The 22,159-nt window shown below is 47.6% G+C and carries 24 protein-coding genes; 9 read left to right on the top strand and 15 right to left on the bottom strand.

The genetic code is table 11. The features are described 5' to 3' along the window. Positions 1-37: 37 nt before the first annotated feature. Positions 38-1,246 carry a multidrug effflux MFS transporter gene (locus tag ACN0R8_RS07175; RefSeq protein WP_417596407.1) on the top strand — a complete coding sequence of 403 codons (1,209 nt, stop codon included), beginning with the start codon at positions 38-40 and terminating at the stop codon, positions 1,244-1,246. 115 nt (positions 1,247-1,361) lie between these two features. Beyond that, complete coding sequence (hpaD, locus tag ACN0R8_RS07180) at positions 1,362-2,288, top strand: 3,4-dihydroxyphenylacetate 2,3-dioxygenase (protein ID WP_417596408.1); 927 nt, start codon at positions 1,362-1,364, stop codon at positions 2,286-2,288. A gap of 171 nt (positions 2,289-2,459) precedes the next feature. Here the strand turns inward: hpaD and ACN0R8_RS07185 are convergent, their stop codons facing one another. From ACN0R8_RS07185 to ACN0R8_RS07195, 3 genes are all read right to left on the bottom strand, one after another. Continuing rightward, on the bottom strand, positions 2,460-2,786 hold the full coding sequence (locus ACN0R8_RS07185) for a type II toxin-antitoxin system RelE/ParE family toxin (RefSeq protein ID WP_417596409.1): 327 nt from the start codon (positions 2,784-2,786) through the stop codon (positions 2,460-2,462). Continuing rightward, complete coding sequence (locus ACN0R8_RS07190; protein WP_417596410.1) at positions 2,787-3,056, bottom strand: type II toxin-antitoxin system Phd/YefM family antitoxin; 270 nt, start codon at positions 3,054-3,056, stop codon at positions 2,787-2,789. It lies immediately after the preceding gene. A gap of 323 nt (positions 3,057-3,379) precedes the next feature. Continuing rightward, the gene (locus ACN0R8_RS07195) at positions 3,380-4,294 is read right to left on the bottom strand and encodes a LysR family transcriptional regulator (RefSeq protein WP_417596411.1); all 915 of its coding nucleotides are present in this window, start codon (positions 4,292-4,294) and stop codon (positions 3,380-3,382) included. Positions 4,295-4,467: 173 nt separating this feature from the next. Here ACN0R8_RS07195 and ACN0R8_RS07200 point away from each other — a divergent pair, with 173 nt between their 5' ends. Together ACN0R8_RS07200 and ACN0R8_RS07205 are read left to right on the top strand one after the other, a co-directional pair. Then, on the top strand, positions 4,468-5,481 hold the full coding sequence (locus tag ACN0R8_RS07200; RefSeq protein ID WP_417596412.1) for a zinc-binding alcohol dehydrogenase family protein: 1,014 nt from the start codon (positions 4,468-4,470) through the stop codon (positions 5,479-5,481). A 27-nt stretch (positions 5,482-5,508) separates the two neighbouring features. Next, complete coding sequence (locus ACN0R8_RS07205; protein ID WP_417596413.1) at positions 5,509-6,132, top strand: putative quinol monooxygenase; 624 nt, start codon at positions 5,509-5,511, stop codon at positions 6,130-6,132. Positions 6,133-6,525: 393 nt separating this feature from the next. On the opposite strand, the gene ACN0R8_RS07210 is transcribed toward ACN0R8_RS07205, so the two are convergent. The 4 genes from ACN0R8_RS07210 to ACN0R8_RS07225 form a co-directional block, all read right to left on the bottom strand. Next, on the bottom strand, positions 6,526-6,927 hold the full coding sequence (locus tag ACN0R8_RS07210) for a hypothetical protein (protein ID WP_417596414.1): 402 nt from the start codon (positions 6,925-6,927) through the stop codon (positions 6,526-6,528). 310 nt (positions 6,928-7,237) lie between these two features. Beyond that, a complete protein-coding gene (locus tag ACN0R8_RS07215; RefSeq protein ID WP_417596415.1) occupies positions 7,238-7,672 on the bottom strand; it encodes a hypothetical protein in 435 nt (144 codons plus the stop codon). Further along, entirely contained in the window at positions 7,641-8,057 is a 417-nt protein-coding gene (locus tag ACN0R8_RS07220) for a hypothetical protein (protein ID WP_417596416.1), read from the bottom strand. The genes ACN0R8_RS07215 and ACN0R8_RS07220 overlap by 32 nt, the downstream gene beginning before the upstream one ends. A gap of 92 nt (positions 8,058-8,149) precedes the next feature. After that, positions 8,150-9,460 (bottom strand): hypothetical protein, encoded by a 1,311-nt coding sequence (locus ACN0R8_RS07225; protein WP_417596417.1) that lies wholly within the window; start codon positions 9,458-9,460, stop codon positions 8,150-8,152. Positions 9,461-9,825: 365 nt separating this feature from the next. Here ACN0R8_RS07225 and ACN0R8_RS07230 point away from each other — a divergent pair, with 365 nt between their 5' ends. From ACN0R8_RS07230 to ACN0R8_RS07240, 3 genes are all read left to right on the top strand, one after another. Next, positions 9,826-10,056 (top strand): type II toxin-antitoxin system Phd/YefM family antitoxin, encoded by a 231-nt coding sequence (locus ACN0R8_RS07230; RefSeq protein ID WP_417596418.1) that lies wholly within the window; start codon positions 9,826-9,828, stop codon positions 10,054-10,056. Between the two features lie 144 nt (positions 10,057-10,200). Further along, positions 10,201-10,632 (top strand): HipA domain-containing protein, encoded by a 432-nt coding sequence (locus ACN0R8_RS07235; protein WP_417596419.1) that lies wholly within the window; start codon positions 10,201-10,203, stop codon positions 10,630-10,632. Beyond that, complete coding sequence (locus ACN0R8_RS07240) at positions 10,629-10,952, top strand: helix-turn-helix domain-containing protein (protein ID WP_417596420.1); 324 nt, start codon at positions 10,629-10,631, stop codon at positions 10,950-10,952. Before ACN0R8_RS07235 ends, ACN0R8_RS07240 begins: the two co-directional genes overlap by 4 nt. A 76-nt stretch (positions 10,953-11,028) precedes the next feature. Here ACN0R8_RS07240 and ACN0R8_RS07245 read toward each other — a convergent pair whose 3' ends face one another. The 3 genes from ACN0R8_RS07245 to ACN0R8_RS07255 form a co-directional block, all read right to left on the bottom strand. Next, on the bottom strand, positions 11,029-11,964 hold the full coding sequence (locus tag ACN0R8_RS07245; protein WP_417596421.1) for a p-hydroxyphenylacetate 3-hydroxylase reductase component: 936 nt from the start codon (positions 11,962-11,964) through the stop codon (positions 11,029-11,031). A gap of 415 nt (positions 11,965-12,379) precedes the next feature. Beyond that, entirely contained in the window at positions 12,380-13,303 is a 924-nt protein-coding gene (locus tag ACN0R8_RS07250) for a p-hydroxyphenylacetate 3-hydroxylase reductase component (RefSeq protein ID WP_417596422.1), read from the bottom strand. Positions 13,304-13,395: 92 nt separating this feature from the next. Next, positions 13,396-14,562, bottom strand: coding sequence for a p-hydroxyphenylacetate 3-hydroxylase oxygenase component (locus ACN0R8_RS07255; RefSeq protein WP_417596423.1), 1,167 nt, complete (start codon positions 14,560-14,562; stop codon positions 13,396-13,398). A 271-nt stretch (positions 14,563-14,833) separates the two neighbouring features. On the opposite strand from ACN0R8_RS07255, the gene ACN0R8_RS07260 reads away from it, so the two are divergent. Then, a complete protein-coding gene (locus ACN0R8_RS07260; protein ID WP_417596424.1) occupies positions 14,834-15,874 on the top strand; it encodes an adenosine deaminase in 1,041 nt (346 codons plus the stop codon). Between the two features lie 200 nt (positions 15,875-16,074). Here ACN0R8_RS07260 and arfB read toward each other — a convergent pair whose 3' ends face one another. The 4 genes from arfB to ACN0R8_RS07280 form a co-directional block, all read right to left on the bottom strand. Next, positions 16,075-16,485 (bottom strand): alternative ribosome rescue aminoacyl-tRNA hydrolase ArfB, encoded by a 411-nt coding sequence (gene arfB / locus ACN0R8_RS07265; protein ID WP_417596425.1) that lies wholly within the window; start codon positions 16,483-16,485, stop codon positions 16,075-16,077. Positions 16,486-16,602: 117 nt separating this feature from the next. Beyond that, positions 16,603-17,247, bottom strand: a complete 645-nt coding sequence (locus tag ACN0R8_RS07270) for a hypothetical protein (RefSeq protein WP_417596426.1) — start codon at positions 17,245-17,247, stop codon at positions 16,603-16,605. A 108-nt stretch (positions 17,248-17,355) separates the two neighbouring features. Beyond that, entirely contained in the window at positions 17,356-19,635 is a 2,280-nt protein-coding gene (locus ACN0R8_RS07275; protein WP_417596427.1) for a methyl-accepting chemotaxis protein, read from the bottom strand. A gap of 259 nt (positions 19,636-19,894) precedes the next feature. Further along, entirely contained in the window at positions 19,895-20,128 is a 234-nt protein-coding gene (locus ACN0R8_RS07280) for a DUF3820 family protein (protein WP_417596428.1), read from the bottom strand. Positions 20,129-20,298: 170 nt separating this feature from the next. Between ACN0R8_RS07280 and ACN0R8_RS07285 the strand changes: the two genes are divergently transcribed. Beyond that, the gene (locus tag ACN0R8_RS07285) at positions 20,299-20,979 is read left to right on the top strand and encodes a haloacid dehalogenase type II (RefSeq protein WP_417596429.1); all 681 of its coding nucleotides are present in this window, start codon (positions 20,299-20,301) and stop codon (positions 20,977-20,979) included. 51 nt (positions 20,980-21,030) lie between these two features. Here ACN0R8_RS07285 and ACN0R8_RS07290 read toward each other — a convergent pair whose 3' ends face one another. Next, complete coding sequence (locus ACN0R8_RS07290) at positions 21,031-22,053, bottom strand: TIGR03842 family LLM class F420-dependent oxidoreductase (RefSeq protein WP_417596430.1); 1,023 nt, start codon at positions 22,051-22,053, stop codon at positions 21,031-21,033. Positions 22,054-22,159 lie beyond the last annotated feature (106 nt).

Genomic DNA, 22,159 nt, shown 5'->3' on the forward strand with positions numbered 1-22,159 from the left:
ATCGGCCCAGCCCGATAACGAGACTAAGAGAGCTTTAATGAAAACAGCATCCATTCATCCGTCATCTTCACTGATGACGCTGCTGTCAGCCATGGCGCTGACCAGTCCACTGGCACTGAACCTGTTTGTGCCGGCGATGCCGGATGCTGCCCGCTCTCTGGGTGTTGATATCAACACCATCCAGCTGACCTTCACCAGTTATCTGCTGATGCTGGCGGTGGGTCAGCTGATCTCCGGCCCTTTGGCTGATTTTTTTGGTCGTCGCCCGGTACTGCTCTGGGGGCTTGCTCTGCATGTGATCGGCAGTGCGCTGGCGGCGATTGCTCAGGATATTACCTTTCTGGTGGCCGGTCGTGTGCTGCAGGCATTAGGCGGCAGTACCGCCATGTCCCTGGCCCGCACAGTAATTGTCGATCTCTATGGCCGACAGGGTGCCGCCGGAAAGATGGGCTATATGGTGATGGCGATTGCCATCGCCCAGTCCATAGCACCAACTCTCGGGGGCTTTCTTAACCTCTGGTACGGCTGGAATGCGACACTCCTGCTGCCCATTGTGATCGGCTCAGTGGTGATGATCGCCACCTTCAAATGGCTACCGGAAACCTGTACACAGAAAAGCGATAACCTGCGATTAGGTCGCGTGCTGGGCCAATACGGCAATGTGCTGACCTCATCGGAATATCTGGGTTACGCCTTCTCCACCACCTTTATCGCCACCGCCTTTTATATGTTTGTGGGTAGCTCCCCGTATATTGTGGTGGATCTGTTTGGTGGCAACTCCGCCCAGTTTGGCAGCTGGTTTCTGACGGTATCCCTTGCCTTTATGGCGGGCAGCTTTCTCTCCACCCGTATGGCCAAATGGCTGAATATCGACCGCATGGTGATGCTGGGCAATAGCCTGTCACTATTTGGAGCAGGGCTACTGCTGCTCTTTGCCCTTGAGGCGAAGCTCACTCTGCTCACCCTGTTCTTACCCATGGCTCTGGTCACCTTTGGCCGTGGTTTTAGCCAGCCCAATGCCCAGTCCGGCGCGATTGCTTGTGCTACAGGCTCAGCCGGAACCGCCTCCGGCCTGATGGGCTTTATTCAGTTGCTAACAGGAGGCGTGATGGCTCAGGTCACCCCCTGGTTGATGCAGCAGGGGTTAGTGGTGCTGATGGGCAGCATTTTGGCTGCACCGGTTCTCGCCATTATCTGCCATAGCTACTCATGGCGCAGGAGATCCGCTAAAACCACACATGCTTAGCGTGCCACCCAAGAGCCTGACACGCCCTAACAGATAAATCCAACAACCTGATAGTCACTTTTTAACGGCACCGTATTACAACCGATGCCCGGCAAAACCCAAGAGGATAATAACAATGGGAAAACTTGCACTAGCCGCCAAGATCACACACGTACCCTCCATGTATCTCTCGGAGCTGGACGGCCCACGCAAAGGCTGCCGTCAGGAAGCGATTGATGGTCATATCGAAATCGGCCGCCGCTGCCGTGAGCTGGGCGTAGATACCATCGTGGTATTTGATACCCACTGGTTGGTCAATGCGGGCTACCACATCAACTGTGCTGAACACTGGGAAGGTAACTACACCAGTGGCGAGCTGCCACACTTTATCAGCAATATGGAATATGACCTGAACGGTAACCCTGAGCTGGGTAATCTGATGGCTAAAGTGTGTAACGAGCAGGGTGTAGAAACACTAGCACACGACAGCACCACCTTGGCCCCGGAGTACGGTACGCTGGTTCCCATGCGCTATATGAATCAGGACAACCACTTTAAAGTGATCTCGGTATCGGCCCTGTGTACCGTTCACTACCTGAACGACAGCGCCCGCCTGGGTTGGGCGATGCGTGAAGCGATTGAAAAACACTACGATGGCACCGTTGCTATTCTCGCCTCCGGCTCTCTGTCCCACCGCTTTGCCCAGAACGGACAGGCACCGGATTTCTCCGATAAAGTTTGGAGCCCCTTCCTGGAAACACTGGATCACGAAGTGGTGAAAATGTGGCAAAACGCCGAGTGGGATAAGTTCTGCACCATGCTGCCGGAATACGCCATCAAAGGTCACGGCGAAGGTATGATGCACGACACCGCCATGCTATTGGGCGCACTGGGCTGGTCAGGGTATGACGGCAACGCCGAAGTGCTGACCCCTTACTTTGGTAGCTCCGGCACCGGCCAGATCAACTGCGTATTCCCGGTAACCCTGCAGGATGGCAGCAAAGTGCCCGCGCCACAGGCTTCTAAACAGGCTGAACTGACTTATGGTGAGAGTCGGGTTTAAGTTTTCTGTCTTGTTAAACGCAAAAAACCGGATCAACTGATCCGGTTTTTTGGTGTTTAAATTTGTTTCGAATTTGGAAGGTTGGCGACCTCCTGCAACGAACCCACACAGGATAGATAGGTGACAAAACCGCAGCGAAGCAGAGGGTTTGGCATTCGGTGCATGGCTTGGTTATGTTTCGTTTGCTGGTAATTCGAGCTGCCTCTCACTCCGCCAGACTCGTATCAGCACAACCTCTTTAGCTTGCCTGAGATAAACAACCCGAAACGGCGCGTGAATCAATTCGTGAATATGATCCATGTTGAATTCAGGAACAACTCGGCCAGCATCAGGGTGGATTTGAAGCATTTCACAGTGCTCCAGGATAGCAGCCACGAAATCATCACCGATATGTGACGCATCCTGCTCTTTGTAAATATGTGACGCATCCTGCTCTTTGTAATACTCCTGAACAGCCTGTAAGTCCTCAAGAGCGGACTGTGCGATGCGTAATTCCATTTACTTGATACCCAACGTTTTCCTGGCGTCCTCCAACGATACGGTATTGCCCTCTTGAACATCCATAAGCCCCTGCGCCACCGCCTTTACAAACCGTAATTCCTCTGCGGTTCTCTCATAATCCTCAAGCCCCTGAACAACAGCTATGCCACGGCCACGACTGGTGAGCAGGATGGGACGGTGCGTCTCTTGCGCTCGACCAACCACCTTTCCGGGATTGACCTTCAGGTCTGATAGAGGAACGACATCCTCGGAAAATTTCACTTGCATAGTGATTACCTAGCCAACGATTTGGTGCTATTAATAGCACCTGTTAACAGGTGCGGTCAAGAGACATAACGAGCCTGTAGAAAACCTGTTTCTAACCCGCTTTTCTCGCCAGTAGCTCGTTCTTTTTTTGTTAATTGTCGATTGCCAGTTTTTCTACACTGTGTACCAGGCAATACAGTTGCCATTGGCTTTGCACTTTAGTTTTACTTCTCAGGCTAAAGCAGTTCAGTCTTTTTTTAGGGCTAAATTATGGGTGTCCCGGTTTTTTGTGCCGAAAAGGTTCTCTGATAGAGCAAAAGTGAGGCCCGGTAAAGCAGCGAGCACTATAGTAAGTCCCCATAGCGCTCAATATTTGTCTCGCGAATAACCTCTTCAATAAAATCTAAAAATACTTTTACGCGCACCGGCGTTAACCGGCCCGGTGGGCGCACCGCCCAGATACATGTCTCGGGCCATATTTTATAGTCGGGCAACACCTGCACCACTCTTCCCGCTTTAATCGCCGGCCCTACATGCCACAACGAGGCCATCCCGATGCCCATACCGGCTTCCACTAAATCGGCAATCGCATCCCCCCAATTAACACTAATAGGCCCTGAAACCGACACATCATGGGTTTCACCCGCCTGATCTTTAAAACGCCAATGATTTGATTTCGCAAACGGAATGCAACAGTGCTGGGCAAGTTCATCCGGTGTTTGAGGGCAACCCGCCTGCTGAAGATATCCCGGAGAGGCCACTAAAATCATCGGATTATCGGCTATGCGCCGGGCTAGTAAACTGGTCGAGTCGAGCGCGTGCATGCGAAAAGCGATATCGTATCCCTGCTCCACGATATCGATGGTTTTATCGGTGAAATCGATCTCAATTTCTAAATGGGGATACTTGGCTAATAATGCAGGGATAAACGGCACTAGATAGATTCGTCCGTAGGAGGCCGACACCGTTAAACGAATTTTTCCCTGTACTTTATCGTCCTCACCTTTAAATACATTCCAGGTTTCCTCAACATCATCCAAGATACGTTTGGCATGCTCTAAAAACACCTGTCCATCATGGGTTAGGGTAACGACCCTCGTGGTTCGATGAAACAACTTAACCCCTAATATCGCCTCCAACGTCTGTATCCGCTGACTGGCATTGGTTGACGATAGGCCAAATTCCTCACCTGCACGACCGATCGCGCCAAGTGAAGTAACACGTACAAATAACGCTAAGGTTTTTAAATCCAGATCCAAGGCAGACTCCAGTAAACACACTAGATCAATATTGATGCCTATATTATCCTAAAATACAGGAAAATAATTCCTTAATTAGTCAGATGATCACTCATTACGGGAAGAATAAGATAGTTACCACATTAAGCAGCACCTGCTAAATAACCGTTCAGTACAGAGTGAAGGATATGAAAATGAAAGCCATTGGTTATCAAGTACCCGGCAGTCTCGACCGCCAAGAAGCCTTAGTCGATATCACCTTAGATAAACCATCACCTGAGGGACAAGACCTACTCGTTAAAATCCAAGCGGTCTCTGTTAACCCAGTGGATTACAAAATGCGCCAAGCCATGCCCGCACCCGACGGTGGCTGGAATATCTTAGGTTTTGATGCATCTGGGGTTGTTGAAGCTGTAGGGGCGGATGTCAAAAACTTTAAGATTGGTGATGAAGTCTACTACGCGGGTTCAATGGTTCGCCCAGGCACTAACAGTGAGTTTCAGCTCGTCGATGAACGCATTGTCGCCAAGAAACCCACCAGCCTCAGCCACGCCGAAGCGGCTGCTATGCCACTCACCACGATTACCGCATGGGAAGCTCTATTTGATCGCTTAGATGTCACTCGCCCAACCATTCAGGGTGGTAATCTGATCTTGATAATCGGTGGCGCTGGCGGCGTCGGGTCCATTGCTATTCAATTACTGCGAGCCTTGACGGATCTTACAGTCATTACCACCGTATCGCGTCCCGAAACAAAGGCTTGGGTAGAAGAGCTAGGCGCTCACTATGTGATCGATCACAGCAAACCGATGGCGCCACAAATTGAAGCATTAGGGTTAGGCGCGCCCGGTTTCGTGTTTTCAACCAACCACAGTCAACATCACCTAGCGGATATCGCGGAGCTGATCGCACCACAGGGCCGGTTTAGCTTAACCGATGAAGTCGAAGCCTTTGCCAGTCAGCCCTTTGTCATGAAATCAGTCTCGGTTCATTTTGAGCTGATGTTCACCCGCTCATTTTTTGGCACCCCGGATATCGACGTACAACACCAGTTACTAAGTAAGGTCGCAGAACTGATTGATGCGGGAAAGGTAAGGTCCACACTGACTGAAGTCGCCGGCAACATCAATGCTGATAACTTGAAAAAAGTCCACGCACAGCTTGAAACCGGCAAAGCCCGGGGAAAAATCGTACTCGAAGGTTTCTAAACATTTAATATCATCAGGAGCATCATCATGGCTTTTACGCAAATCATCAAATTTTCAATTAAACCCGAGTTTAACGACGCATTTACCGCCGCCCTATCCGTCAATAAAAATGGCGTTGCACAAGAACCCGGCAACCTAGAAATGCGACTCTATCGGGATAATGCTAACCCTAATCTATTTTTTGCCTACGACCGCTGGCAGGATGAGGCCGCCTTAGCGAGCCATATGCAGCAGCCATATACAAAAGAGCTGCTTGCACTGGCGGAAAAAGCACAGGATAAACCAATCGAAGTTTTTACGGTTAATGACACTCAGCCTGCGCCGGTGGCATTAAAAGCCGCGAATCCAGAAGATCCTCTTTTTAACATCTTCTTTATCTTTAAAATTAAGCCTGGCAGCCGCGAAAAGCTAATCCAACAGTTTGAAAAACACATTACCCATACCCGTACTGAAGACGGCTGCTTACTGTTCGACCTCTACACCGTCGAAGGCGATGATGAAACCTTGGTGGTCTATGAGCATTGGCGCAAAGAATCCGATGTCTGGGAGAAACATTTCAAACAGCCTTATGCCATGGAAACCGGAAAGTTAATGGAAGAGTACGTTGTCGGTGAACTGGAACAGTATATGAATTTTGTAACCCTTTTATAAACAGAGACTAACGCCGTTTTATTTATAAAATCACAAGTCAATTTATGTTAATCAGCGGGGAATAATTTGGGACACCCATAGTTATATCCCGCTCTATTAACACGTTAAAAACTCCGTCAGACCTATCTGAAAATAGCCTAGGGAACAATCCCATAAGATGGGACAAGTCCGTTTTGGTTAGGCTAAATTATGGGTGTCCCGGTTTTCTTTTTGGTTGTAGTCGTAGTGCTTAAATCGAGCCATCACCGCCTCCTGCGTTTCAAAACCCGATCAGACCATCGTTCGGGAAGTTTTTCTACAGCCTGAACGCTTTGCTAAGCGGCTAAAAAACGTTGGCTAAAATTTGCGAGGAACGAGCACAGCCAACTGTTTTGTGTCCGTTTAAGCAACTTTTTATGTACCGATTATATTTAAAACGAGATAAACACTCGTAGATAGAATAGCAATACCTAGAGTTACATAGGATAAATGAATAAGCCAATATCGTTTGGATTTATAGCTATTATTTTGCTCCCAATTTTGATCACTTTGTGGCTTACCAAGTTCCTTTGCTAATGAAAAGAATCTTTTGGCATCAATACGTAATTCATACAAGCAAAGTAAAACAGTTAATACAAAGGATATTAATGCTATTGATAATAACCACTTTTCAGAACATGATAGAGAAGTTTTATCTGTTTTAGTTAAAGCTAAAAAGAATACGCCCGTTGCCCCCGAGGAAACAGATAAGATATATGCTCTTAAGCGATTACCAGCATCTTTTGCTAACTCATGATATTTAGAAATTTCGTCCATGATTCACCTAGGTAAATAACGAGGCTGTAGAAAAACTTCAGCCTCAAAAATTGATCATTTTTTGTACTAAAAATGGCGCTGCCACGTGAATTCTGAAGCAGTTTTCATCAGAGAATACGCTTAAATCAACGTAGCGCCGCGATAAATTCTCAATAACCAGAACCTGTTAGGTTTTTCTACAGCCTGAACGCCGCGTTAAGTAGTGAGCAACGCCACCACGAAACCTAACCATACCACCGTAAACACAAAACCCAACGATGGAATGAAAAATGCCATGCGTTGGGAATCTGTCTTAAACGCTTTGTTAAATTTACTGTTCGCCATCATCCAAGTTGGCAAACCCAACTATATAGAAATCATTCATTTTACAGACAGACTCAAATTTAGACTCATTCCAAGGACGCAAACGCCTCAATACGCTATATGATTTTTGGTTATAATTAACTTCGATATTCCAGTGCTCAACTTGTTCTGCGTGAAATACAAATTTGCCATACTTCTTATGTGTTGCGACAAAGAAGTTTGAATTTCTTTTATCTTGTGTAAGAGTTAATTCTGTGAATATACCATTGTCGTATGCATGGATGATATAGTCTGCTTTTACAGAGCCTCCGATAAGAAAAAAACTGCCATAAGTACTATAGTTATCATCGGTGTCTTTGGGATATACAAGCTTTCCAGAATCTACATGACAAAAATAATGGACATATTTGCTATATCTTTGTTCGTATTGTGTCTTTGCCATTTAATAAGTCCATACTTGTTTTTGACTCCCATTTATATTGCTCGCCAACTTTTTTAGTCGTACCAACAATAGGGCTCCAGACCATATCCACTTTGAATTCATGTGATTGAGTGGTTTCGTTTTTCTTAATTTCCCTCCGAGCAGCGGTCGCTTCAGAGTAATCCATGATCAAAATATCTAACTGTTCTACTTTTATATCATTAGTCTCTAAAACCAGCACAGAAGTAGAACGGTCATGTTTGTTATAAGCCCATTGCTTCGCGAGGTACAAACGCTCTCCTGTGTAGAAGCCTTTACCCAGTTCACCACTGCCCTTATCGCTAACGATTTTCCCATCAACTAAGTCCTTGATAAACTTATCTGATGTACCATGATAGGATTCCATACTTTACCTCGTAAATTTAACGCCCCAAGCAGAGGCGTATTTTTGCGTTTTGAGCGCAGCGAAGCAAAAATATGTCCGCCTGCCTTGGATTGTTAGTTGCTGTTAGCACTTGCTTTACACTCGGCTACTTTCTGCAGAAGTTCCTGCTGTTTTTCAAAAGGTAAATCTTGGAAGTCAGGGGCAGTTGACCCAATAACCTTTACCGGACCATTGCTTGTAATTATGTAGCCGGGGTCTCCATCCATTGCCATTATGTTGTATGAGCTTCCACAGCCCATACAAAAAAGGTCACTGTTATCATGCGGTGGATTCCAGAGATTATTATGGCCACAGATGCACGGCAGTTCTATTGAATTTTCTGACCCTATCAAGGATGAACAAACAAAGAAATAGTAATTATTGTTTCTTGTATTAATGCCATATTCCAGCATAGAAACAAGATTGTCTAAATTACCTATAATTGGTTCCGAAATATCATCTAAAACCATCTTACTTACACACAATTTTATGCTTGGAATGTACACGTTGAACATAAAATTGATACATGATTCAATTATTTGATATTTTAGTTCGCTGAAATTTTCAGTGCTTGGTAGATATGGGCCTTTATCACTACCAAAAACTGGTTGCGAACCTGATTTTGATGTAAAGAAGGTAGATATATATCCAATATGTGTAAACTCAGATGAGAACTTGAATAGGTTTTTTACTTCATCTCTAAAAGCATTATCTTCAGGTGTATTAAGGCTCAATTCAGAAAACAAGTAATCCACTTTATTCGCAAAGCTAATATGCTGACATTTCGTTATGGCTGAATTATTCCAGTCGCGAAATTTTAGATTCCTGAACTCAGTTAACGCATCTTCAATGTCATCATTAAATAGCCCTTGGCGAATAGATTTCGTTGCGTATTTTTCAAAGCTATTTAGCGACAAAAGCGCATGATAATTAAATTCCTTTGGATCTAGAAGTTGGATTTGATAGGCATCCGTTACTAGGCTATCGATCAACTGCCTTGTCGCTGTAACTAAATTATTATATTCAACAAAGCCTCTATGCAGCCGCCCAACATTATCTACATTTATATCATCGCGATTATCAGGTTCTGTATGCAAAGATAACTTATTGATGGCTTCCAAGTCATTGGAAAGTAAGCTAGGTACAAGAGCTGTAAAAGGATTAAGATCGTTACCGATCTGATACTCAAGACGTAGAGATTCATTGTCATTTAATGTACATTTAAGCGCAGAGACAATATGCCGGAGATAGCTTATGCCCTTCTCCAGCAAATCGTGAGAGAAGGAAATATTGTTACATAGGACTCCATAGTTGCTTAGTGCTGCAACACTTTTTCGCTCAGTGAGATTTGAAGCTAGTTTTTTTAGGATATCAATTTCATTCATCAGACACTTCCGTGCTTGGTTTGAGCAACTAACATTTTAATCATAGGCATGCTTATTTTGCCGATTTCAATAGTCCGACAGATATCGAGGAAAGACTTTGATTAGAAAGAAAAAATCCATTTTCTGATCGGACTGCTTCCCTGCTAAACGCGCATGCGCATATATACCCATAACCGTGCGCCTGTTATTGCTGCGCCCGTTCCTATAATTCATTGAATTTGCAGCTTATCCAATTTTTTCGCACCGGTAAACCGAGCATTAAGTCGGACAAAACGAGCACAGTTTTCCCGGAAAACTGAAATATACTGGTTATCGGTTCATCTCACGTCACTAACTCTACAATCGTATGAAAAAAGGTGTTTCCTATGAACACAATCAGCATTAACCAATTCCGCGATAAACTGGAAGCTGTTGTTGAACAGGTTGCAGACCAGTATGAGCCGATGAAAGTCACCGACTCAACAGGTCAGGACTTTGTTGTCATCAGCGCAGAAGATTGGGAGCGCGAGCAGGAAACCCTACACGCTCTGCAAAGCCAAGACCTGATGCAACAGATTGCCGATTCAATGCAAACCCATTCTCAAGGAAAAGACTGACAAGCCACAATGAGCAATATTTTGCTCAAAAATAAGATCCAACTCAGTTTTTGAGCAAAATATTTCTCAAAGAAACCATCATCCGCTATATTTGAGCAGTATATTGCTCAAAATGGTTTTCTGATATGAAACAGCTGCTCTCTGATGCAAAAACGTTCTGCCACTTTTGATACTGAACGCTTTGTCTGTGATTGGGTTTGTCGTGATCTGCTGAATATCGCCTTTGCCAACACGGACAATCATGGACGCAATAGCGCTCTGCTGAAGAAACCCGATGATATCTGGCTATCACCGATCTATGATTTTGCGCCGATGAAAGCGGATCGGGAGGGGATTACCCGTACCACAAAATGGGGATCACCTTATGAGGAAGGCGGTGAATATCGCTGGCAGGATATTGCAGAACAGCTTGCAGATTTATGTCCTGCTGAGAAGACGATGACAACTCTGAAAGAGACTGCGCAGATGCTCACCGGACTCAAAACAAGACTGGAAAAACGTGGCGTGTCTGAGCAGATTCTCAAAATGGGCTTTGATTACCTGGATGACAAACTAAAACGCTGGGGGCTGTTATGAGCTTAAACACAGACCAACGTCAGGCGTTACTGATAGAACTGTTACGACAGCACTTACAAGGCAAACTGACCCAGGGAGAAGTTCTGCAACAACTCCGAAAGCAGGTTCTGGGCTTTACCCAAACACGCTACGCTGAACTGGTCGGTGTCAGCCGCCGTACCCTGACCGATATTGAGCAGAACAAAGGCAGCCAGACCCAGAGTGTGATCAACAAGGTGTTTAAACCCTTTGGTATTCAGACGGGTCTGATACCTACTCAATCCAATATCACCAATTACCTGCTGCATGAAAACTCAGAAACAGCAGCAACCGATCATTAGCAAGCCGTTTTATCTGTTCCAGATGACAAAAAACCGGATCAGTTGATCCGGTTTTTTGTGTTCAAAGTCTGATCTATCAGATCTTTTTCAGAACCTTGCGGAATACCGCCAGTTCTTCGTCGGTAAGATCACCGAACACTTTTTCCTGATAATCTTCTGACAGCTGCCAGTAGGCCTCTGCCTGATGAGTCCCCTCTTCGGTCAGGGTCAGCTGCTCATCCTGCACATTTATCCAGGCTTTACGCTTTAGCTTTTCAACCGATGGGGCCAGGTCCTGATCCGGCATCAGCAGATAGTCAACCATGGCGCTGAAGCTAACCGAGCCAAGGTCTTTCAGCACCATCAGCAGGTGAGCCTCTGCGACACGCAAGCCACTTGCCTGCTGCATCGGCCAATAACCACGCTGGTAGCGTTTTACCGCACTCAGCATCTGGTAGTAGAGATTGTTATCCAGCATTTTTTCGCGATCAGCATCGGCTTGTTCTGCCGCTGCTGCATCAACGTCTGCTTTCTTCTGGGCAGCTCCCATATGGGGTACAACCGCAGAGTAAGTACCACCGTGATACAGCAGCGGTGCACGACCGTAATCGTCAAAGGCTTCAACTTTACCGATCAGAATCCAGTGGTCACCACCATCAACTTTTTCATAGTTGGCGCACTGAAAACGGGCTGCACAGTCAGACAGCAGCGGCGCATCACCCAGACCTTTCTCGTAATCGATGCTGGAGAACTTGTCATCGGACGGGCGGGCGAAGTGGTTGGAGATATCGATCTGGTCCGCCGCCAGTACATTCACGGCAAAATGGCTGGCGTTATCAAAAATTTCAACACTGCCGGAGTTTTTCATGATGCTCCACAGTACCAGTGGCGGATCAAGGGAAACGGAGTTAAAGCTGTTGGCGGTAACACCTGCCTGCTGTCCATCTTTGGCAGTGGCAGTGATTACGGTGACGCCGGTAGCGAAGTTGCCCAAAGCGCGGCGAAATGCTTTCGGGTCAAATGCAGTAGTCATAAATAGGGGCCTTGGTTTTCACTAAACATGTCTGAACTTATTATCTTTTTTACGGAATTGCCGTTAACAGCTTCTCTGGCACCAGAAAGGCTTACAGCAAAGCGTTAACGGACAACCGAAGAAACAGCGCGGTATAACGCAGTAAGCTGCTTCACAGGGCGGGTAGCATTTATGAATAGCAGGTCGTTGTCCAGCCCTGTTTTATCTGACTTCGCTAATATCGACTAAAGTCGGACAAAACACGGTTCCGGCAGGATAAAAAGGCAAAAAAAGGCCCGGTTACAAAACCGGGCAAACTCAGAGCAGATAGATCCCAAGTGCATCACAGGATAGAGCAGTCAGGCTCGGCTCAGACACAATAAAGATCATCGATGCAGGTGATGCTGATGGTATCAACACCAACCCTGAAAACCGATCAGACCGCCTCTAATACCTTGCGGAACGTTGCTAACTCTTCCTCAGAGAACTGTCCGAAGACCTCCTCCTGACGTTCACTGGCGACCTTCCATAGGGTTTCCGCCTGCTCGGCACCGGCTGAGGTCAGGCTTAACTGATCATCTTGCTGGGTCAGCCAGCCTTTACGGCATAACGTATCAACAGCGCCGTGAAGATCGTTATCCGGCATACCGATACGCTCTTCCAGATCCTGAGTTGCCAGGGAGCCAAAATCATTCAGGGTCAGTAGCATACGGGCCTCTATGGTACGCAGACCGGTGGCCAGCTGCAGCGGCTGATAACTGGACTGATAGCGCTTAACCGCCTGCAGCATCTGATAATACAGGTTGCTTGCCAGACGCTTGTCATTCTTTTCCTGCCCCGCATCCGTTGCTTCAGAATCTTTTGGTTTGGCACCGGCATGGGGAATCACCGCGGAATATGCGCCGCCATGATAGAGCAGAGGTGCGCGGCCATAATCATCATAAGCCACCACTTTACCCACCAGAATCCAGTGATCACCGCCATCCAGTTTCTGGTAGCTTTCACACTGAAAACGGGCGGAACAGTCCGATAGCAAAGGGGCGTTACCCTGCCCTTTTTCATACTCGATATCGGCAAACTTATCATCAGACGGGCGGGCAAAATGGTTGGATACCGGAATTTGGTCTGCGGCCAGAATATTCACGGCAAAATGGCTGGCGTTGTCGAACACCTCAACACTGCCGGAGTTTTTCATGATGCTCCACAGTACCAGTGGCGGCTCCAGGGAAACGGAGTTAAAGCTGTTGGCCGTGACACCAGTTTGGACACCTTCAGCTGTACACGCGGTAATAACTGTGACACCGGTGGCAAAGTTACCCAGTGCGCGACGAAAATCCCGTGGGTCAAATTCAGTACTCATGGTTGTTGTCCTGTGCTTGCTTTTATTCTGAGAAGAGTTACAGAAAGAGAAAAGAGCGGTATCTGCCGGAGCATCTCCGGCAGAAGGGCGCATTACAGCAGAGATGGATCAGGTTCCAGACCCAGCAGCTCACGGCCAATAATTTGTGCGCAAACATCATAATCGGTGTAAGCATGGGCTGCGGTCATATTGGACTCGCGCCACAGGCGTTGACCCTCACGGTCGGCATACCAGTTAGAGGCACCCATCACAGCCCACAGACGGTTCACCGCTTCTACACACATTTTGATGGCATAGGCCTGATTGGTGCGCCAGTGCGCCAGGGTGTAACGATCAGGATATTCGTGCCGCTCACCATACTCTTTATGCTCGTTCCAGGTTTTCTCCAGATAAGCACGGGCCGCACACACCTGCTGGTAGGACTCCGCAATACGTAGCATCGGCGGTACAGAACCATCAACCTTGGCACCGGTATAGGCTCGGACACGGTTTTTGGTCAGGTCTTTGTAGACTTCGATCATACGCTCCGCGACACCCAAGCTCATGGCGGCAAAACCACAGGCAAAATAAGGGCGATAAGGCGTGTGATAAATTTTACTGTCGGGGTAGAGTGCACGTCCTTTATGACGGCCTTCCATCATATCTTTTGCTGCCTGAATACGATGCTCAGGCACAAATACACCTTCGATATGAGCGGTCTTAGTACCGGAGCCCTGCATCGCCACCGAGTACCAGTCATCAATAATGGTAAATTCGCTCCGGGGAATAACCGCAAAGCTGTACACTTTCTCATCATTTACCATGCGGTTCAGGCCGACGATAATCCAGTCCGCATGATCAACACCGGAACTCCACTTCATATCACCGGTAAAGATGATGCCGCCTTCCGCCTCTTCGTACTTGCCAAAGGGCGCAATGGAAGAAGACGCCACCGCATCCGGGTTCTCACCCCAGAACTCCTCCTGGGCTTCTTTGCTGAACATCGCCATCTGATGGTTATGGGTACACAGCAGGCTGTACGACCATGCCGTTGAGCAGCAGGCACCGGCCAGAGCGGCGATACAATCGGTAAATTCCGGCAGGGAGATCTCCAGACCACCGTAGGCTTTTGGCAGGAAGGCCCGGTTCAGACCGATGCCGTGCAACATGTCGATATTTTCCTGGGGAATCTTACGCAGCTCCTCCGTCTTAGTCGCGTTAGCACGGATCGCAGGCAGAATTTCCTGAAGTTTCTCCAGCATTGGATTGTTCGGTTTCATAAGACTGTATCCACACATTGTTATTGTATTTATCGGACGCAAACCACTTCAGCAGCGTTTACGACGGGTAGAGAAGTAAGATCCCTTCAACTTCATACCCTTGTTGATAAATGAATTATGGACACAAGCCCCATGGCTAAACATGACATTTTCTCGCTAAAAATGGGACTTTTGTGTTCTACCTGTATTTATACGGGCAAACGCTATACTCAACTTCAGACTCAGGCACACCAATCCGTTAGAATGCCACCATCAGAATTGGAGACCTCAAATGACAGTGCTAAACCCTAAAACCCAACCAGAAATCGCTCGCCTGATTCAGGCACTGCCCAAAGCAGAGTTGCACCTGCATATTGAGGGTTCTTTTGAGCCAGAGCTGATGTTTGCTATCGCAAAACGAAACCGTATTACACTTAGCTATGATTCAGTGGAAGCCCTCAAAGAAGCCTACCAGTTCAATAACTTGCAGGAGTTTCTGGACCTCTACTATCAGGGTATGAATGTGCTGCAGACCCGTCAGGATTATTATGATCTGACCCGTGCATATCTGGACAAAGTTCACAGCCAGAATGTGCGCCATGTAGAAATTTTCTGGGACCCACAGGGTCACCTTGAGCGCGGCATCGACTTTGCCACCCAGATTGGCGGTATTGTGCAGGCACTGAAAGAAGCCCAGAGTCAGCATGGCATCAGCTATCGCCTGATTATGTCCTTTCTGCGCCATCTGTCAGAAGACAGCGCCTATGAAACACTGGAACTGGCCAAACCTTATCTGGATGAGATCTATGGCGTGGGCCTGGATTCCTCCGAGATGGGGCATCCGCCGGAGAAGTTTCAGGGCGTATTTGCCGCCTGCCGGGAGCTGGGTTTAAAGATCACGGCCCACGCCGGTGAAGAGGGCCCGGCAGACTATGTCTGGCAGGCACTGGATCTGCTGCAGGTGGATCGGGTTGATCACGGCAACCGCTCACTGGAAGATGACGCTCTGATTAAACGCCTGCGGGATTCACAGATGATACTGACGGTTTGTCCGCTGTCGAACCTGAAACTGCAGGTGGTAAAAGACCTGACCAACCACCCGATTCCGACCATGCTGCAAGCCGGTCTGAAGGCTACTATCAATTCCGATGATCCGGCTTATTTTGGCGGTTATATGAACGAGAACCTGATGCAGCTGCAGCAGGCGGTCGGCCTGAGCATGGATGAGATCATCACCCTGACCCGTAACAGTATCGAAGGCAGCTGGGCGGAAGAAACCCGTAAAAAAGAGCTGTTGGCAGAGCTGGACCGCGTGGTTGCTGAGTTCAGCTAACCGAGTATCAGGGGCTTCAGGTTATAAAAAAGGGCTGGCGGATAAACTGTTTGGCAGTGTATTCGGCAGCCCTTTTTCTTTTATCAGAAGGGGTTGAGTAACAAGCCGCCGTCTGAGGCCGAAGTTTCGATTCCGTTTTCTCCTGAAACTGTTCATTCCCAACACCATTATCTGACTGCCGATCCTATTAAAAATACTCATCACACCACCTTTCCACGTAGAGACTTAATCTGTCCCCGCTGGTTCTTTTTATCCATCCGTTTCTTCTGTGAGTTACGGCTGGGTTTGGTTGCTCTTCGGGCTTTCTGAATTTTAGTGGCATCCAGAATCAGTGCCTTCAGTCGCTGCAACGCATCTTCTCGGTTCTTCTCCTGAGTACGGAACTGCTGCGCTTTAATCACCAGCACACCTTCTTTACTGATCCGGCTGTCTTTCAGTGCCAGCAAACGTTCTTTATAGAACTCCGGCAGACTGGAAGCGGCAATATCAAATCGCAGATGAATCGCTGATGACACCTTATTTACATTCTGACCACCGGCGCCCTGGGCCCGTATAGCCTGCAGCTCTAACTCCTCATCGGGAATGGTCACTGCATTGGATATCTGTAACACCTGAGTGCTCCTTATCGCTGTTTATATTCAGCTGACGTATCGCTGCTTATATTCGGCTAAGCGAACAAAAGCTCTGCACCGTCAGCGGTGCGTACGATACGCCCTATAAGCAACATGTCAAATATCCGTAGTAGGTATCGCCCGCTTACGAATATCCATCCATAGCGCAATCAGGAACCAGACGGTCAGGAAAACCGCCAACACTTCAGGTGTTTCAGCGACATACATCACCTCGTCACTCAGTAACGCCGTTCCGGCAATCAACAGCAAGTAATAGGGCAGGTTGATCAGGCCAGAGAGCAAGACCACTTTAAACGGATGGCGGTTTGCGCCTTGCGCAAACATATAGAACGCCAGTGCATTGGTGTGCAGCATCGCCAACAACAGGTTTCGCAGGGAGTAACCTTTTTGCTGCGCGTGATCGGGATCGCCCCATACCCGCCCCAGACCATAGTTAACGCAGGAGCCCAACGTTGCTGCCGTCACCATCATCAGGGTCAGCCAAAGCATATCGTTGAAATCAGGCTCAGACAGCACCACAATCACCACAGCAAAAAACTGACCGGGAAAGTAAAAACCTAGATAGATAATCGACTCAGCCAGAATAATCAGCAGCAGCAACCAGCTCTGACTATCGCCGAGATTCGACTTCAGCTGCTCAAGAATCGCTTCACCGGGAGGAAGCCAGCCGATACTGACCAGCAACGTCAGCAAGCTAAAGGCGATAATGGCAGAAAATGGTAATAGTGAGTAATAGCGCATAAGTATCTCCAGAACTTACAGGCTTTACGCAGAGAAATAAAAAAGGGTTCACGACTCTATGGCCGTGAACCCTCTTCAGGCTATATCAGCAGGCAAAAAGCACTGCCCTTAGCTCTGATGTTTGTATCTATCGATCACGGTATCCATACCGGCAACAATCATCTCAGAAAGATCACAGACTTTGTGATACAGCGCCTCAGCCTTAGCCTGATCACCGGACTCTTTAGCTTTAACGATCTGCTGAATCAGCTCATGCATCTCAATGTGTGGGTTTTCGATCGCTTTCAGATCTGTCTCATGACGACAGAACTCATGACCTTCTCCGTAGTACCACTGCCCGAAATCACAATCATGAGCAGAAACGGCCTGCTGCATAGAGATTGACCCCGTCCCATCCAGGAAGGTACGCAAACGCATTTTCCATGCCTGATGCGCACTTCGCGCCACTGCCAGTTCTATGGCCGGATCGTTGCTTACTTTAAAGTGGCGGATAACGCCCATCAAAGACGTCAGCTCTGTACCCATCGCTGAGGTTCTACGCAAAATCTTATCAGCGCCGTCTGCACTTTCCTGTGCACCTTCGGCAATATCCACCACCCTAAGATTGATATCATCAGAAACCTGACTCTGCTCTTCTGCGGCACTGGCGATCTGGTAAACAGTGTCGTTAATTTGCTGCATACCATCGGTAATCGCCTGTAATGCATCACCGGATGCATTGGCTACTTCCACCAGCTCCTGAACGTGCTCCTGACTGTGGTTAATCACATCGGTAGTGTCCTTGGTTACCTTCAACAGGTCAGCAATCATTACATTGATCTGGCCGGTTGCTTCCTGGGTGCGCTGGGCTAACTGACGCACCTCATCGGCTACCACAGCAAAACCACGGCCCTGCTCCCCGGCACGGGCAGCTTCAATGGCGGCATTCAGTGCCAATAGATTCGTTTGCTCGGCAATTCCGTGAATCACATCCAAAATGGTATGAATTTCTGTAGTTTGCTCATTCACACGATTGATCATATCAACCGTAGAGCCAACATTTTCGGCCATCTCATGAATAGTTCGGATACTCTCTTTTACCGTGGCATGGCTGACACTGGAGCGCTTGCTGGCTTCTTCGGTAAAGCTTGAGGTACTGGAAGCATGCTGGGCAACTTCCTGTGCTGTGGCAGTCATCTCATTCACCGCGGTAGCAACCTCATGGGTATTCGCCCGCTGTTTATGGGTTAACTCAATGGAGTGCTCTGTAATATCAAAGAGCTCAGACCCGGAACCGGAAACACTGGCTACCGACTTCATCAACTTTTTAATAATGCTCTCTATATTGTCGATAAAGCCGTTAACGGTTTGCGCAATTTCGGCTATCTCATTATCACCGTCAACACGGATTTTTTGAGTGAGATCACCATCACCATTGGAAATATTCTCCACCGCCAATCGCATTGAGTCCAAAGGTCGCGTAATGCTGCGGGTAATAATAACCGCCAGTATCAAACCAAAAATGATAAAGGCAGCAGCAATCAGCACAGAATCCAGAAAGGAGCGATCCAGCATTTCCAGATAATGATCGCGCTTCATCGCAACCTGAACAACCGCTGCAGGCTGGCCGGAGAAATCGGTCAGGACACCGGCATAAACAGCTAAGTCACGCCCATTGATATCCAGTTGGCGAAACACCTTCTCCCGCTCACCGGATAAAACCTGTTGCAAAAGCTCTGCCGATAATAACGAATTACCGCCTAAGGTAGACGCATAATCTTCCAGATACCCCTCTACAGGGCGAGATACAACAAAGTCGGCCCCTGTTTCTGACTTCGCCTGATCAAAGAAAAACTGGCCTAATGAGAAACCAAACTCCACCGACCCCCAGTGACGACCCTCAATCAGTACCGGGGCAACGCCACGAATACCTAAACCGGCTACGCCTTTTTCGATACCACTGACAGGGTTAACATCACGGTTAGTCATCACAACCGTTTCACGAAAACCGGACAGGTCATCACCAAACTTGGCGGTTTTATGAACCCGGAAATAGGAAGTCGCCGGTGGCTGGTGAAACTGGAACTGGCGTAGGCCAAAGTTTGTCTCAAGCTGCTTAAAGGCCGGTAAGGTACTCAGTTCAAGGGCTGAACGGTCACCCTTGATCAAATGTTCTTTAATCTCTTTCTGGTTGGCGGTATAGGTTGCCAATGCCAGGGCCAAACGCTCCTCGCCCTTCACTCTATCTTCCAGCTGACCAAAAAGGCTGACCAATTCACGACGTTCGGCCTCCTCAATAATCAGCTTCATATCCGTCAGAAGTAGAGGAATGACAATGCCACACACCAGTAACATAAAAAGGCCAAACCCCAGAACCAGACGCGTTCTTATCCGTAAACGACTGAACATACAACCTACCTCAAGAAAAGAGAGCTAATACAACTTACTCTAATTCTATCGTTTCTTATAAAGAGCACAATCTAACAGGCAAGAAAAACGTATAATTAAAGCAATTATCTTTATAAGAGCCCTATTACATACAGATCCATACAGAAAATATTGCAGAAAAAAGGAGGCAGGAAATATTAAAAAGAAAAGAGAATCCCAATATCCAGAGGGTGGGAGTAAAACTGACAGGATCAGAAAACGAACATTAAACAATCTGTGATTAACACTTCTCTTTCAGGGGCTCCAGTAGCATTTCAAGCCCATGAATCTGCAGCTCCAGCATCAGCGCCAATAGCTTACCCAGTTCTCCCTTTGGAAACCCCTGCTTGCTGAACCACAGCAGGTAGGGCTCAGGCAGATCAGCCAGAACCCGTCCCTTATATTTTCCAAAAGGCATTTTCATTCGGGCTAGCTTTAACAGGTGTTCCTGATCAAAATTTAACTCGGGCAACATAGCAACTCACTCATATCAGATTATGAAGCAGGTACAGGCTGGTTTAGCAGACCATTATAAAGATTACTATAATAAGAAACTTCAACCCGGCATGGCTGAACATTATAAGAGCACTATGCTAAGCTGCTGAGCCTAAAAGTTAAATAAGCAGTCCGGCCTAAGAGGCAAAGATGACAGATAAAACAGCGTTAGCTTTTGATGTTTACGGCACTCTGATAGACACTCAGGGCGTATTAGACGCTCTGCAAAAAATCATGGGTGATAATGCCCCTGCGTTCTCAAAACTGTGGCGGGAAAAACAGCTGGAATATTCGTTTCGTCGTGGCCTGATGCAGGATTATGTCGATTTTTCGGTATGCACCCGAAACGCTTTAGATTATGCCTGTATGGCACTAAAACAACCCCTTGAGGAAGATACCCGTCAGGCTTTAATGGCGGTCTATAAAACGCTGCCAGCCTTTGACGATACCCTGGCAGGACTGAAAGCAGCCAAAGACGCAGGGATGCTCTGCTACGCCTTTTCCAACGGCAGTGCCGCTGCTGTTGAAGGGCTGTTAGATCATGCCGGTATCCGGGATTACTTCGAAGACATCATCAGTGTTGAGGCGCTGCAAACCTTTAAGCCTAACCCAGGTGTTTATCAGCTATTGCTGGATACTGCCGGTGTATCGGCAGACAGTGGCTGGCTGATCTCAGGTAACCCCTTTGATATCCTTGGTGCACTCAACCACGGCATGAAAACTGCCTGGGTAAAACGCTCAAACGAGGTGATATTTGATCCTTGGGGGCCAGAGCCGACGGTGATTATCAATCAGCTGGATAAACTGGTCAGCGCGATTCAGACGTCCTAAAAAAACAAACGGCAGCCAAGGCTGCCGTTTTTTTAAACCCTATCACAGGTTTCACTTGGCGCTATCAGCACCGGCTTTAAACTGAGGAATAATATGTTTGCCATATTGGGCGATAATATTCTCTTCATCGCCATTATCCAGATAGATATTAAACTGAGTGGTTCCCGCATCTTCCAGATCACGAATCTTAGCAATATGATCCTCAACACGGCCCAGTACACAGAAGCTTTTGACAATATCTTCGGTAATAAAATCCAGGTACGGGTTATCGCTCTGGCCATGTTTGGAGTAGTCATAACCGCGACGTTTCTCGATATAGTCGGTCAGGCTTCGTGGCACCAGACCTGAATCGCTACCGTATTTTTCCACAATATCCGCAACATGGTTACCTACCATGGCGGGATACCATTTTGTGTGCTCTACGCAGTAATCCATATCACCAAAATACGCAGGGGCTGCGGCTTGTACTTTAAAGTTGCTCATATCACGGCCTGCGGCTTCGCCTGCGCTTTTAGCCTGATCAGCAAACCATTTAACCAGGCTAGGGTCGCCAATTTGCAGAATAACGCCATCGCCGACTTCACCCGCCGTTTTAAGCGCTTTAGGGCCGTAGGCACCAATCCAAACCGGTAGTTCATAACCGGTTGCCCAAGGCAGTTTCACCGGCTCTTCGCACTCGCCGTATTCCACCTCTTCACCGCGCACCATCGCTTTAACTTTTTGGGTAAATTCTGCCACACGGGCTAAAGGCGCTGGTTTTTTCCCCATAACCCGCATGGATGAATCTCCACGCCCCAGGCCGATATCAAAGCGGCCATTACTCTGGTGGGCCAAACTGGCATACAGGCTGGCGGCCAGTGACCAATCACGAATATTGGGGTTGGTGACACAGGGGCCAAAGCGCAGCTTGGTAGTGTGTTCCATACACATCGCCATTGCCACGAAGGATTCGCGCCATAGAATATGAGAATCATAAAACCAGCAGTAATCAAAGCCTGCAGCTTCCGCTTGGCGTACAAGGTGACGGGCGCGATCTGGGCTGACAAAGCCTTTAAAAGTGATACCAAATTCCATAAGAGTTACCTCGGGTATTATTGTTTGACTGTTATTTATTGGTTTCTTTCTATTGTTGCTTTTTTTCTGTTATTTCTTTTTGCTACTGCTTCGCTAAGGCTTAAGC

This window comes from Oceanospirillum sp. (assembly GCF_048265165.1).
Classification (GTDB): Bacteria; Pseudomonadota; Gammaproteobacteria; order Pseudomonadales; family Halomonadaceae; genus Oceanospirillum.